General features: G+C 73.4%; 12 protein-coding genes. 8 read left to right on the top strand and 4 right to left on the bottom strand.

What is annotated here, in order from left to right:
• Positions 1–503 precede the first annotated feature (503 nt).
• Positions 504–1,445, bottom strand: coding sequence for a hypothetical protein (locus tag FEF34_RS13030; RefSeq protein ID WP_234042374.1), 942 nt, complete (start codon positions 1,443–1,445; stop codon positions 504–506).
• 333 nt (positions 1,446–1,778) lie between these two features.
• Here FEF34_RS13030 and dapE point away from each other — a divergent pair, with 333 nt between their 5' ends.
• Together dapE and FEF34_RS13020 are read left to right on the top strand one after the other, a co-directional pair.
• Positions 1,779–2,858, top strand: coding sequence for a succinyl-diaminopimelate desuccinylase (dapE, locus tag FEF34_RS13025; protein ID WP_138053343.1), 1,080 nt, complete (start codon positions 1,779–1,781; stop codon positions 2,856–2,858).
• 292 nt (positions 2,859–3,150) lie between these two features.
• Positions 3,151–3,930 carry an LOG family protein gene (locus tag FEF34_RS13020; RefSeq protein ID WP_138053342.1) on the top strand — a complete coding sequence of 260 codons (780 nt, stop codon included), beginning with the start codon at positions 3,151–3,153 and terminating at the stop codon, positions 3,928–3,930.
• A 181-nt stretch (positions 3,931–4,111) separates the two neighbouring features.
• Here the strand turns inward: FEF34_RS13020 and folP are convergent, their stop codons facing one another.
• Positions 4,112–4,984 (bottom strand): dihydropteroate synthase, encoded by an 873-nt coding sequence (gene folP / locus FEF34_RS13015; protein WP_138057449.1) that lies wholly within the window; start codon positions 4,982–4,984, stop codon positions 4,112–4,114.
• 111 nt (positions 4,985–5,095) lie between these two features.
• Between folP and FEF34_RS13010 the strand changes: the two genes are divergently transcribed.
• Positions 5,096–5,596 (top strand): hypothetical protein, encoded by a 501-nt coding sequence (locus FEF34_RS13010; RefSeq protein WP_138053341.1) that lies wholly within the window; start codon positions 5,096–5,098, stop codon positions 5,594–5,596.
• A complete protein-coding gene (locus FEF34_RS13005) occupies positions 5,593–6,186 on the top strand; it encodes a DNA-3-methyladenine glycosylase I (protein ID WP_138053340.1) in 594 nt (197 codons plus the stop codon). The genes FEF34_RS13010 and FEF34_RS13005 overlap by 4 nt, the downstream gene beginning before the upstream one ends.
• A 70-nt stretch (positions 6,187–6,256) precedes the next feature.
• Here the strand turns inward: FEF34_RS13005 and chcB are convergent, their stop codons facing one another.
• Complete coding sequence (chcB, locus tag FEF34_RS13000) at positions 6,257–7,057, bottom strand: 2-cyclohexenylcarbonyl CoA isomerase (RefSeq protein WP_138053339.1); 801 nt, start codon at positions 7,055–7,057, stop codon at positions 6,257–6,259.
• Between the two features lie 335 nt (positions 7,058–7,392).
• Here chcB and FEF34_RS12995 point away from each other — a divergent pair, with 335 nt between their 5' ends.
• Positions 7,393–7,560: a DUF3117 domain-containing protein gene (locus tag FEF34_RS12995; RefSeq protein ID WP_003966491.1), complete on the top strand. Its 168-nt coding sequence runs from the start codon at positions 7,393–7,395 to the stop codon at positions 7,558–7,560.
• A gap of 199 nt (positions 7,561–7,759) precedes the next feature.
• Here FEF34_RS12995 and FEF34_RS12990 read toward each other — a convergent pair whose 3' ends face one another.
• A complete protein-coding gene (locus FEF34_RS12990) occupies positions 7,760–8,425 on the bottom strand; it encodes an O-methyltransferase (protein ID WP_093652493.1) in 666 nt (221 codons plus the stop codon).
• 141 nt (positions 8,426–8,566) lie between these two features.
• On the opposite strand from FEF34_RS12990, the gene sigE reads away from it, so the two are divergent.
• The 3 genes from sigE (at position 8,567) to FEF34_RS12975 (ending at position 12,276) form a co-directional block, all read left to right on the top strand.
• Positions 8,567–9,328: an RNA polymerase sigma factor SigE gene (gene sigE / locus FEF34_RS12985; RefSeq protein ID WP_171052936.1), complete on the top strand. Its 762-nt coding sequence runs from the start codon at positions 8,567–8,569 to the stop codon at positions 9,326–9,328.
• Complete coding sequence (locus FEF34_RS12980) at positions 9,325–10,176, top strand: anti-sigma factor family protein (protein WP_138053337.1); 852 nt, start codon at positions 9,325–9,327, stop codon at positions 10,174–10,176. The genes sigE and FEF34_RS12980 overlap by 4 nt, the downstream gene beginning before the upstream one ends.
• A 114-nt stretch (positions 10,177–10,290) precedes the next feature.
• Entirely contained in the window at positions 10,291–12,276 is a 1,986-nt protein-coding gene (locus tag FEF34_RS12975) for a S1C family serine protease (protein WP_138053336.1), read from the top strand.
• The last annotated feature ends 91 nt before the right edge of the window (positions 12,277–12,367 follow it).

Here is a 12,367-nt window from a genome sequence, read left to right as displayed (position 1 = left end):
GGTCCGTGTCCGGCGATCGGACGCACTGACAACCCCTCGAAGGGCGGTGAAGGTTGCGGTGGCACAAGGTAAAGAGTTTGCAATGCATCGCATTATCGGCTGTGGACAAAAACGGGCGAACAATGTGCGTGCGGACAGCCTGCTGAACCGTCACTTCTCTTGTTGTGCAAGGGGATTGAGGACCCGACGCGGATACGCCGGGACGCGGCGCGGAAACTCCACGGCCATGTGCGCCGAATAACTCGGGAGAGTGTCCGGTCGGACGGATGCGCGATCGGAAAGGCCGCATCCGCTGTCGCCCGGGGTACCGGAATTCCGCCGGGCCCGCCTTCACGGCCGAAGGCCGTTTCCCGCCGCGGCGGGAAACGCGGTCCCCGGACAGCCGGTCCCGTGCGGCCGGGCGCCCCGTCCGGTCCGCCGCCCGAAGGCGTACGCGCCCGTATCCCGCCGCGGGTTCGCCCCGGCGCAGTCCCCGAGGTGCGGCCGGCGCGCCGGGGCAGGGCTCAGCGGGCGACCCGGATCCGCACCGCGGAGCCGTCCGGCCCGGCGGTGCGCCAGCCTTCGTCGGCCTTCTCCGCGCTCCAGACCCGCCCGGCGAACGAGACCTCGGCGATCCGCAGTTCCGCCGCCTTCGCCACCGCCCAGTGGGCCAGTTCCCAGCCGCGGCGTTCGGCGTCGTCGGCCCGGGCGGTGGGGACGACCGGAACCGTCAGTTCTGAGGACTGCGGGGCGCCCGCCCTGCCCTTGCCGCCGGCCGCGGGCAGGACGCCCGCCCCGAAGGAGCGCGCCAGCTCCGAACGGACCTTCGCCGGGTCGCCGGGCTTGGTGGAGGGTGCCGCCGTGCAGGTCAGGGACGCCGAGGCGCGGCCGGTGAGCGCCGCCGAGAGAAGCGAGGCGTCCGGCTCGTGCTTGGCGTACGCCTGCGGGAAGCCGCTGCGCTGGACGCGCTGGGCGGCGACGGTCAGGGGTAGCCGCGAGTAGCCCGGCACCTCGGCGAGGTGGTCGTAGAACGCCCCGGCGGAGAACACCGGGTCGAGGATCTGCCTCGGGGTACCCCACCCCTGCGACGGGCGCTGCTGGAACAGCCCGAGGGAGTCGCGGTCGCCGTGGCGGATGTTGCGCAGCGCGGATTCCTGGAGGGCCGTCGCCAGCGCGATGGTGACCGCTCGCTCCGGCATCCCCCGGGTCGTGCCGACGGCGGAGATCGTGGCCGCGTTGGCCGCCATCTCCGGGCTGAGCTCGTAGGATCCCCCGCCGCCCTTCCCGTCGCCGGGACCGGGACGGTCCGGGTCCTCTCCGTCGCCGGAGCGGACGACGCAACGCGGCGCGCCGTCGCCGCTCACGTACTGCACGACGACGTACGCGACCAGGGCCAGCAGTACGGCGAACGCGGCCGTGAGGCGAAGGGGGCGGCCGCGCCGGGTGGGGGAGGCGGTCTCGGTCACGGCGCCCACCGTACTGGAGCCCCGTGAACGCCCGGCCGGCACCTCGCACGGGACTCCGGCGCCTCACGGCCGACCCCGGTCCCCACGCGGACCCCGGCCCCGCGCGCGGGATCGGGTGCCCGGCACGGGATCCCGGCCCGGGCCGTCGACTCCGCCCGGGCCGCGCCCCCATCCGGCGCCGGACCCGGTCGCCCCTCCTCACACCCGGGCCCGCCTCCCGGCGCCCGCGAGCCCGGCGACGTTCCGTCGGCCCGGAGACCGGTGCCGCCCGGCCACGCCGGAGGCCCACCCGCGGGTCGGCAGGCGCTCGAGGCGGCGCGCTAGGGTCGGGCCATGCCCGAAAGCGCGCTCGATCTCACCCTGGACGGCCCGGCACTCACCGCACGGCTCGTCGACTTCCCGTCGGTCAGCGGCGACGAGAAGCCCCTCGCCGACGCGATCGAGCAGGCGCTGCGTGCCCTGCCCCACCTCACCGTCGACCGGCACGGCAACAACGTGGTCGCCCGGACGAACCTCGGCCGCTCCGAGCGCGTGGTCCTGGCCGGGCACATCGACACCGTGCCGATCGCGGACAACGTCCCCTCCCGGCTCGACGAGAACGGTGTCCTGTGGGGCTGCGGCACCTCGGACATGAAGTCGGGCGTCGCCGTCCAACTGCGGATCGCCGCGACCGTGCCCGACCCCAACCGCGACCTGACGTTCGTCTTCTACGACAACGAGGAGGTCGCCGCACATCTGAACGGTCTCGGACATGTTGCGGACACCCACCCCGACTGGTTGGAGGGCGATTTCGCCGTCCTGCTCGAGCCCTCCGACGCTCAGGTGGAGGGCGGCTGCCAGGGAACTCTCCGTGTCCACCTCCGTACGGCCGGCGAACGCGCGCACTCCGCCCGCAGCTGGATGGGGTTCAACGCCATCCACGCCGCCGGCCCGATCCTGGCCCGGCTCGCCGCCTACGAGCCGCGCCGCCCGGTGATCGACGGCCTGAGGTACCACGAGGGGCTCAACGCCGTCGGGATCGAGGGCGGTGTCGCGACGAACGTCATCCCCGACTCGTGCACCGTCGTGATCAACTACCGCTACGCCCCGGACCGGACCATGGCGGAGGCCGAGGCCCATGTCCGTGAGGTGTTCGCGGACTGCGACGTCGCCGAGTTCGTCGTCGACGACCACACCGGCGGGGCGCTGCCCGGCCTCTCGCACCCGGCTGCCGCCGCTTTCATGGCGGCCGTCGGCGGTACGGCACAGCCCAAGTTCGGCTGGACCGACGTGTCGCGCTTCAGCTCACTGGGCGTCCCCGCGGTCAACTACGGTCCGGGCGACGCGCTCTTCGCCCACAAGCGGGACGAGCACGTGGCCGTCGACAAGATCACACACTGTGAGGAGCGGCTGCGGCAGTGGCTCACCGCGTGACGGCCGTCGCGTGACGTCACCGTGCGGACCCGAGGGCGGGCCGACTCCCCGTGACGTCACCGTGCGGACCCGAGGGCGGGCCGACTCCCCGTGACGTCACCGTGCGGACCCGAGGGCGGACCCACACCCCGTGACGTCACCGTGCGGATCGAGTGGCGGCCGCTCCGTGACGATCAACGGGTGAACAGGCACAGCCTGACTTCCTCGTATCCGACCTCCGGAATTTCGCTCTTGTCCATCTCCGGCGACCTACCCTGACCAGGAACGTGCACCACAGCGGAGGGAGCAGGTCATGGGCAATCCCGAGGAAGCACGGCCGGAGGAGCAGCGGCTGGGTCCGGTGGTGCGGCGCAGGGATCAGATCCAGCCCGGCACCACGGACCAGCGCCTGCTGGACACCGAGGGCGATTCGCAGTGGGTGCACACCGATCCGTGGCGGGTCATGCGCATCCAGTCGGAGTTCGTCGAGGGCTTCGGCGCCCTCGCCGAACTGCCCAGCGCCATCAGTGTCTTCGGTTCCGCCCGGACCGCTCCCGGCACCCCCGAGTACGACGCCGCCGTACGGATCGGCAGGGCCCTGGTCGACGCCGGCTTCGCGGTGATCACCGGGGGCGGGCCGGGGGCGATGGAGGCCGCCAACCGCGGTGCGCGGGAGTCGGGCGGTATCTCGGTCGGGCTGGGCATCGAGCTGCCCTTCGAGCAGGGCCTCAACCCGCACGTCGACATCGGCGTGAACTTCCGCTACTTCTTCGTCCGCAAGACGATGTTCGTCAAGTACGCGCAGGGCTTCGTGGTGATGCCGGGCGGTTTCGGGACGCTCGACGAACTGTTCGAGGCGCTCACCCTCGTCCAGACCGGGAAGGTGACCCGCTTTCCCGTCGTGCTCTTCGGGTCGCGGTACTGGTCCGGTCTGGTCGACTGGCTGCGCGGCACGGTCGTCGCCGAGGGCAAGGCGTCCGCGCGCGACCTGCTGCTCTTCCACGTCACGGACGACGTGGACGAGGCGGTCGCCCTGGTGACCAAGGAGACCGGCCCGCCGCCGCCGATCCCGTACGAGGGCTACGAGGCCTGAGTGGGCGCGGGGCCCGGTCCGCCGGCGGAGCCCGGGAGGTGCGGGTGCCACCGGATCCCGGCGGACGGCCGTCCGGGTCCGGTCCGGGGCGGCGGACCGCCGTGCCGGGCCCGCCGCCGGGCCCCGGTCGGCCGGGGTTCCGGCCGTTCCGGCCGGACGCCGGTCCCTGCCGCCCTCGGTCCTACGCGAGTCCCCGGCGGGCGACCGCCGGGGGCCGGTGCCCGGCGATCGACGCCACCATGTCCAGCACCTGACGGGTCTCCGCCACCTCGTGCACCCGGTACACCCGGGCACCGAGCCAGGCAGACACCGCGGTCGTCGCAAGCGTGCCGATCACCCGCTCCTTGACCGGGCGGTCGAGGGTCTCGCCGACGAAGTCCTTGTTCGACAGGGAGACCAGCACCGGCCAGCCCGTCTCCACCATCTCGCCGAGCCTGCGGGTGGCCTCCAGCGAGTGACGGGTGTTCTTCCCGAAGTCGTGGCCCGGGTCGATGAGGATCCCGTCCCGGCGCACGCCGAGCGCGAGCGCCCGATCCGCCAGACCGTTCGTCACCCGCAGGATGTCCGCCATCACGTCGTCGTACACGATCCGGTGCGGCCGCGTCCGGGGCTCGGCCCCGCCCGCGTGCGTGCAGACCAGGCCCGCCCCGTACCGGGCCGCCACCTCCGCCAGTGCGGGATCGACCCCGCCCCAGGCGTCGTTGAGCAGGTCGGCGCCCGCCTCGCAGACGGCGGCGCCCACGTCGTGCCGCCAGGTGTCGACGCTGATCACCACGTCCGGGAAGCGCCTGCGCACCTCGGCGACGAAGCCGACCGTGCGGCGCGCCTCCTCCTCGGCGGTCACCTCCTCACCGGGACCGGCCTTCACGCCGCCGATGTCGATGATGGCGGCACCCTCGGACACCGCCTGTTCGACACGGGTCAGAGCCGGCTCGTCGCGGTACGTGGCGCCCCGGTCGTAGAAGGAGTCCGGAGTCCGGTTCACGATCGCCATGATCACTGGCTCGTGCGCGCCGAACTCGCGCCGCCCCAGTCGCAGAGTCCCGTCGTGCATCCCCTGCATCCGCTGTTTCCTCCTCGCGATCGGTCGCCTGCGACCTTAACCGTCAGTGGCGCATGGCACGATCGGCAGCGGACGGTTTCCTGCTCCGGGGAGAGGCGCGCTGTGTTCTGGTTCTTGCTGATCGCGATGGTCGTGGTCGTCGCCGCGGTCACTCTGGCGGTGGTCGGCGGCGGTGACAAGGCGGCGCTTCCCGAGGTGGCGCCCGAGCGGCTGGTGGACCCGCTGCCGCTGACACGTCCGGTGAGCCGTGCCGACCTCGAGGCGCTGCGCCTGCCCGTGACGGCGCGGGGCTACCGGATGCTCGACGTCGACGAGGTCCTCGGGCGGCTCGGCGCCGAGCTCGCCGAGCGGGACGCGCGGATCGCCGAGCTGGAGTCCGCACTGGCGGGCCGACAGGCGACGGCGGTCAGCCCGGCCGGACTCTTCGACGAGCGGCCCGGGGACGAACCGGGGGAGCGGCCCGGGTTCTCCGGGAAGGCCACCGAGGACCGCCCGGCCGCGGAGAACGGCGCGGGAGCGCCGGACATCCGGGAGGCCCCGCCCGGGCGCCCCGGTCCCCCCGGTGGGGACGCCGGCCGGGGCGACGGGGAGCAGCCGCGATGAGCGGCGGTGCCGTGGCCGGCCCGGACGGGCGGCTGCGCTGCCCCTGGGGGCTGTCCACCGAGGACTACGTCAGGTACCACGACGAGGAGTGGGGCCGTCCCGTCCGCGGGGACGACGCGCTGTTCGAGCGGCTCGCGCTGGAGGCGTTCCAGTCGGGGCTCTCCTGGATCACCGTCCTGCGCCGCCGCGAGGGCTTCCGGGAGGCGTTCGCCGGCTTCCGGATCGCCTCGGTCGCGGCGTTCACCGACGCCGACGCCGAGCGACTGCTCGCCGACGCGGGCATCATCCGCAACCGTTCCAAGATCGAGGCGACCATCGCCAACGCCCGGGTGCTGGCCGACTGGGGTGAGGGTGAGCTCGACGCCCTGATCTGGTCGTACGCGCCGGACCCGGCCGTCCGCCCGGCGCCGCGCACTCTCGCGGACGTCGCGGCGGTCACGGACGAGTCCACCGCCCTCTCCAAGGACCTGAAAAGGCGTGGTCTTCGTTTCATCGGCCCCACGACGGCCTACGCGCTCATGCAGGCCTGCGGTCTGGTCGACGACCATCTCGCGGACTGCGTGGCGCGCGGGGGCCGGGGCGCCGGCTGACCGCGCCCCGAGCCGGGACCGGCGGCCCACCGGCCGGTGCCGAGGCGGCACCGGCCAGCGGCGTGAGGGCTCAGTGGCCCACGTACTTCGGCTTCTCCTTGGCGATGAAGGCCTGGACCGCGATGGCGTGGTCCTCCGAGGCGCCGGCCCTGGTCTGGAGTTCGTCCTCCTTCTCCAGCGTCTCGCCCAGCGTGTGGCCCACCCCGTACGCGAGCGACTCCTTGATCGCGGCGTAGGCGAGCGTGGGGCCGTCGGCCAGGGCGCGGGCGACCGCCGCGGCCTCCGCCGCCAGGTCGTCGGCCGGTACGAGCTTGTTCACGAGGCCCAGGTCGAAGGCCTCCTGCGCGGAGATCGACCGGGGGAAGAGCAGCAGGTCGGCCGCCCTGCTGGGGCCGATCAACCGAGGGAGCGTCCAGGAGACCCCGGAGTCCGCCGTCAGCGCGACCCCGGCGAAGGACGTCGTGAACTTGGCGGTGTCCGCGACGACCCGGTAGTCCGCTGCCAGGGCGAAGCCCATGCCGGCACCCGCGGCGACGCCGTTCACGCCCGCCACCACCGGCTTCGGCATCTCGGTGATCGCCCGCACGATCGGGTTGTAGTGGTCGCGCACGGTGTTCATCGTGTGGGCGGTGCCCGACTCCCGGTCGGAGACCAGCAGCGAGATATGCTCCTTGAGGTCCTGGCCGACACAGAACGCGCGACCCGTCGCCGTCAGCAGGACCGCCCGTACGCCGGCGTCCGCCCCGGCCCCCTGAAGGGCGTCCCGGAGGGCGGCCTTGGCCTCGACGTTCATCGCGTTCATGGCCTCGGGCCGGTTGATCGTGATCGTCGCGAGTCCGTCGGTCACTTCGTACAGCACGGTGTCGGCCATGTCGGGGGTCCCCTTCGCACCTCGGGCAGTGATGTCGAGCCCAGCATGGCGGAGATCGCCGGGGCCGACCTACGCCCCGGTATGTGACCTGCGTCAAAGAAATCCCCGGCCCCGTTCGGTGCGCCGGTCTCGGCCGGGGGCGAAGTATCGCAGGCGGATCCCCGAATTATGTGGTTTTGCGAAAGCGCGTTGCGCAAGCGATGCCGACCGATGTTGGTCATCGGGTCCTGCGATGCGGGATAATGGCCGGGAAGCAATGTGTTCGATGCCGGTGACGTGTGCCCACCCAGGGGCCGTCGGCTGACGATGAGCTGGTTTCAGGAAGGGGAACGAGCATGGCGGCCATGAAGCCGCGGACGGGCGACGGCCCGCTCGAGGTGACCAAGGAGGGGCGGGGCATCGTCATGCGCGTTCCGCTCGAAGGCGGCGGTCGGCTTGTCGTCGAGCTGACTCCGGACGAGGCAGACGCCCTTGGCGACGCCCTCAAGAAGGTCGTCGGCTGACGCGGAAGCGCCCACACCTTTCTGTACTGCCCCGGCACGGCACCTCGCTGCGCCGGGGCAGTGCCGTTCCCGCGATTCCGCCTACCCCGCCCCGCGCGCTTCATGGGTGAGTGCCCGTTCGCGACGGCGGTCGCCCGGCGTCCCGTGCCCGCGGAGCCCGGAGCGTCCCGCGCACCGCGACCGCCGGGCGGCACGGCCGTCAGCCGCGGCGCACCGCGCAGAGCAGCCCGTCGCCCACCGGGAGCAGCGACGGCAGCAGTTCCTGGCTCTCCCGCACCGTGCGCAGCAGCTCGCGTACGCGCAGCACCTCGCCCGGCTGGGCCGCCGAATCGACCGTTCGGCCGTCCGCGAAGACACCCTCGAAACACACGAGCCCCCCGGGCCGCAGCAGGCGCAACGATTCAGCTAGATAGTCGAGCGACTCCAGCCGGTCGCCGTCGCAGAAGACGAGGTCGTACCCGCCGTCCGCGAGCCTGGGCAGTACGTCGAGGGCGCGCCCGGGGATGAAGCGGGCCCGGTTCCCGGCGAAGCCGGCGGCGCGGAAGGCCTCGCGCGCGAACTGCTGGCGCTCCGGCTCGGGGTCGACCGTGGTCAGCACACCGTCCGGCCGCATGCCCTGGAGCAGGTAGATACCGGAGACGCCGGTGCCGGTGCCGATCTCCGCCACCGCCTTGGCGTCCGCCGTCGCCGCCAACAGACGCAGGGCCGAGCCCGTGCCGGGCGACACCGAGGGCAGCCCCGCCTCCCGGGCCCGGTCACGGGCCCAGCGCAGTGCTTCGTCCTCGGCGACAAAGGCGTCGGCGAACGCCCAGCTCGTCTGCCGGTTGGCGGTGATGACCCTCTCCTGTCCCCGTAGTTGGCGCAACCGTGACTGTATCCGCTGCGCACGGGAACCCGCAGATGGGACCGGGCGTTATGGAGAGAGCGGGGAAAGGCGCGGGGCGAATCGCAGCCGTTCCCAAATTCGCGTAAACATTCTTATCCGGAGCTAACGGGCGAGGTGGCTATGGTAGGGGCTCCACTGGACACCACCAGAGCCGACAGGGGAGGTGCGGCTGCGCCTGTGGACCGGAGAGGGGTGCTGAGGCGCCTTCTCGGGTCGGCGGGTGAGCCGAAATCCGTGACCGACACCGCTGACGCCCGTTCCGGCCAGGCCGGCTCCGTACCCACCGCGACGTTCGCACCGGATGCGGAATCGCAGCCGTGGACACCTCCCTCGTGGGAGGACATCGTCAGCACGCACAGCGGCCGGGTCTACCGCCTCGCCTACCGTCTGACCGGAAACCAGCACGACGCCGAGGACCTCACCCAGGAGGTCTTCGTCCGCGTGTTCCGCTCCCTGTCGACCTACACGCCGGGCACCTTCGAGGGCTGGCTGCACCGCATCACGACGAACCTGTTCCTGGACATGGTCCGCCGCAAGCAGCGCATCCGCTTCGACGCGCTGGGCGACGACGCGGCCGAGCGGCTGCCCAGCCGGGAGCCGTCCCCGCAGCAGGTCTTCAACGACACCCACTTCGACGCCGACGTCCAGCAGGCGCTGGACACCCTGGCCCCCGAGTTCCGCGCCGCCGTGGTGCTCTGCGACATCGAGGGCCTGTCGTACGAGGAGATCGCCGCCACGCTCGGCGTCAAGCTCGGCACCGTCCGCAGCCGGATCCACCGCGGCCGTTCCCATCTGCGCAAGGCGCTGCGGCACCGCTCCCCCGAGGCGCGTGCCGAGCAGCGCTCCCTCGCGGGAGTGGCCGGGGAGGGCGGGACGGCGTGAGCAGCACCAGTCCGACCCCGGCGGAGCAGCATCTGGGGGACCGGCTCGCTGCCCTGGTCGACGGCGAGCTCGAGCACGACGCACGCGAGCGCGTCCTGGCCCATCTCGCGACCTGTCCCAAGTGCAAGGCCGAGGCCGACGCACAGCGTCGGCTGAAGAGCGTCTTCGCCACGGCCGCACCCCCGCCGCCGTCCGAGGGCCTTCTCGCACGGCTCCAGGGGTTGCCCGCGGGTCCGCCCGGAGGTGATGACGACGGGCGCGGAGGCCCTTATCGCCGGGGACGGCCCGGTGACGGCGTCTTCGGCGTGACCTCGCAAGGCCTCGGATACGTCCCGGGCGGCCACGGCCTGCCCGACGGCGGGCCGGGCTCGGGGTTCCGCATCCACGACGTGGCGCGTCAGGAGGCCGAGCGCTCCCCGTGGCGCGGCCGGAGGTTCGCCTTCGCCGCGGCCAGCGCGGTGTCGTTCGCCGCGATCGCGCTGGGCGGGTCGCTGCCGCTCGCCCCCACGGGCGACGCCTCCGCCCGTGGGGACAACCGGGGCAACAACGTGACCCCCCTGCGCACGGCCACGACCGCTGCGGGCACGGAGGCCAACCGCAGACGGGGCGGCGGGACCGGCGTGACCGGGATCAGCAGCACCCCCGTGGTGGCGGTCGCCCCGCAGGCCCTGGTCCGGACGCGGCCGCCGTCCCCGCCCTTCGCGGCGTCGTCACACCTCGCCGACGGCGGTGCCGTACCGCCGTCGGCGCGGCCGACCGCCTCGGCGTTCCAACTGGCCACGGCTCCCGGACCCAGCGCCTCCGCGTCCCCGCAGCCCAGCCGTTTCGCCGCCCCGCACCGGCGCTGATCCGGAGGGTCGCCCCGGGGAGGCCGGGCGCACTGTAGGACGCCATCCGCAAACCTGGTTGAATCCAGGGGACGGTGCCCGGCGGGCACACGGAGCGGCAGTTGCGGGGAGAGCATGGAGAACGGGAAGCCGACGGGTCCCAGGCCGAAGTGGTGGAGCCGTCCGGCCCACCGCGAGCCGTCGCCGCCCGCCGACGCGGCCCGCTCGGCGGAGGAGCCCGCGGTCGAGGCCGGTGCCCCGGGCAGTGACGACCGGGTGTCCGTCGCGCCCGGAGTTCTCGTGGACGACCAACCGGAGTACCCGCTTCCCGCGCCCGCCCCCCTCGCGCCCGCGGCGCAGCAGGCGCCGGTACTCGGCCGCCCCGGCAGCGCGCCGGCCGAGCCCGGCGCCGACGAGGATCCGGCCGTCGCGCAGCCGCCCGGTCGGACGCATGTGGGCGACCTGCCCCGGGAGCCCGCGCCGGACGACATCCGCGCGAGCGGGCCGGCCGCCCCGCACGACACGGGCGCGGACACCCCCGCCGACGCGCCTGCCGCCGACAAGGGCGCCGACAACACCTGGGCGAGCACTCCCGCCGCCGCGCACGACGCGGACACCCGCTGGGACGGCGGCGCGGGTGCCCCGCACTCCCAGCCGGTCCAGAACGCCGCCCCCGGCCCCACCGACGAGGCCCCGTATCCGGCCGGCGTCCCCGCGGACGGGCATCCGGACGGGGGCGCGCGACCCCTGCACGAGCCGGACGAGTACCGCACACCGCCGTACGGCGGCCCCGGGCCGTGGGCTCCCGCACCGCCGGTGCAGCACCCCGGCGGGGCCGGCGGAACGCCGCCGCGGTACCCGGCCGGCAGCGGCTACCCGGGTTCCGCCACGGCTCCCGCCGAGCCCGCACCGCACCCCGCCCCCGCGCCGGAGCAGTGGCGCCAGTACGACCCCTGGGGCGCACCCGGCGGGACCCTGATCCGGACCGGAGAGCCGCCGAGGCGGAAGTCCCGGCGGGGCACGGCCTTCGCCGGGGCGCTGGTCTTCGCGCTGCTCGCCGGAGTCCTCGGTGGCGGCGTGGGCGCGTACCTGGAGCGCAACGGAGGGATCACCAGCGTCGAACTGCCGCAGTCGGGGCCGGAGCGCACCGACCGCGCGCCCGACAGCATCGCCGGAATCGCCGCCAGCGCCCTGCCCGGTGTGGTGACGCTGCACGTCAGCGGGGGCGGTGAGCAGGGCACCGGTACCGGCTTCGTGCTGGACGCGCAGGGACACATCCTCACGAACAACCACGTGGTCTCCCCGGCGGGCAGCTCCGGCGACATCTCCGTCACGTTCAGCGGCGGCGAGACCGCCCGGGCCACCCTCGTCGGCAAGGACAGCGGCTACGACCTCGCCGTGGTCAAGGTCAGGGGGGTCTCCGGCCTCAAGCCGCTGCCGCTGGGCAACTCCGACAACGTCCGGGTCGGTGACCCGGTCGTGGCCATCGGTGCCCCCTTCGATCTCCAGAACACCGTGACCGCCGGAATCATCAGCGCCAAGGAGCGCCCGATCACCGCCGGCGGGGACAAGGGCGACGGCAGCGACATCAGCTACGTCGACGCCCTGCAGACCGACGCACCGATAAACCCCGGGAACTCCGGCGGGCCGCTCGTGGACTCCAGGGCCCGGGTCATCGGTATCAACAGCGCCATCCGCGCCGCGGGCAGCGGGTCCGGCCCCGACACCGGATCCGGGCAGGCCGGCTCGATCGGTCTCGGCTTCGCCATCCCCATCAACCAGGGCAAGCGGGTCGCCGAGGAACTGATCAACACCGGAAAGGCCACTCATCCGGTGATCGGCGTCAGCCTCGACATGCGGTACTCGGGAGACGGCGCGCGCGTCGGCGAGAAGGGCAAGGACGGCGCCCCGTCCGTCACCTCGGGAGGCCCCGCGGCCAAGGCCGGCATCCGCCCGGGCGACGTCATCACCAAGGTCGACGGCCAGCGGGTGCACAACGGCGAGGAGCTCATCGTCAAGATCCGTGCGCACCGGCCCGGCGACCGGCTGGAACTGACGGTGCTCCGCGCCGGCAAGGAGCAGACGAGGGCGGTGACGCTCGGTTCGTCGACCGGCACGTGACGGACATCCCGAAGGTACCGTCGGGACGGATTTGCCGGGTACCGTGGAGCAGGTCCCGCTCGTCCCAGCGCTGCGGGCACGGAGAACGAGA

Origin of the sequence: Streptomyces marianii (assembly GCF_005795905.1) — a bacterium.
Classification (GTDB): domain Bacteria; phylum Actinomycetota; class Actinomycetes; order Streptomycetales; family Streptomycetaceae; genus Streptomyces; species Streptomyces marianii.
Note: the sequence above shows the minus strand (reverse complement) of the source record. Positions and strands in the feature narration are given on the sequence as shown.

Coding starts and splice junctions, on each gene's coding strand:
- dapE (WP_138053343.1), top strand. CDS start 1,779: ATGCCCGAAAGCGCGCTCGATCTCACCCTGGACGGCCCGGCACTCACC.
- FEF34_RS13020 (WP_138053342.1), top strand. CDS start 3,151: ATGGGCAATCCCGAGGAAGCACGGCCGGAGGAGCAGCGGCTGGGTCCG.
- folP (WP_138057449.1), bottom strand. CDS start 4,984: ATGCACGACGGGACTCTGCGACTGGGGCGGCGCGAGTTCGGCGCGCAC.
- FEF34_RS13005 (WP_138053340.1), top strand. CDS start 5,593: ATGAGCGGCGGTGCCGTGGCCGGCCCGGACGGGCGGCTGCGCTGCCCC.
- chcB (WP_138053339.1), bottom strand. CDS start 7,057: ATGGCCGACACCGTGCTGTACGAAGTGACCGACGGACTCGCGACGATC.
- FEF34_RS12995 (WP_003966491.1), top strand. CDS start 7,393: ATGGCGGCCATGAAGCCGCGGACGGGCGACGGCCCGCTCGAGGTGACC.
- sigE (WP_171052936.1), top strand. CDS start 8,567: ATGGTAGGGGCTCCACTGGACACCACCAGAGCCGACAGGGGAGGTGCG.
- FEF34_RS12975 (WP_138053336.1), top strand. CDS start 10,291: ATGGAGAACGGGAAGCCGACGGGTCCCAGGCCGAAGTGGTGGAGCCGT.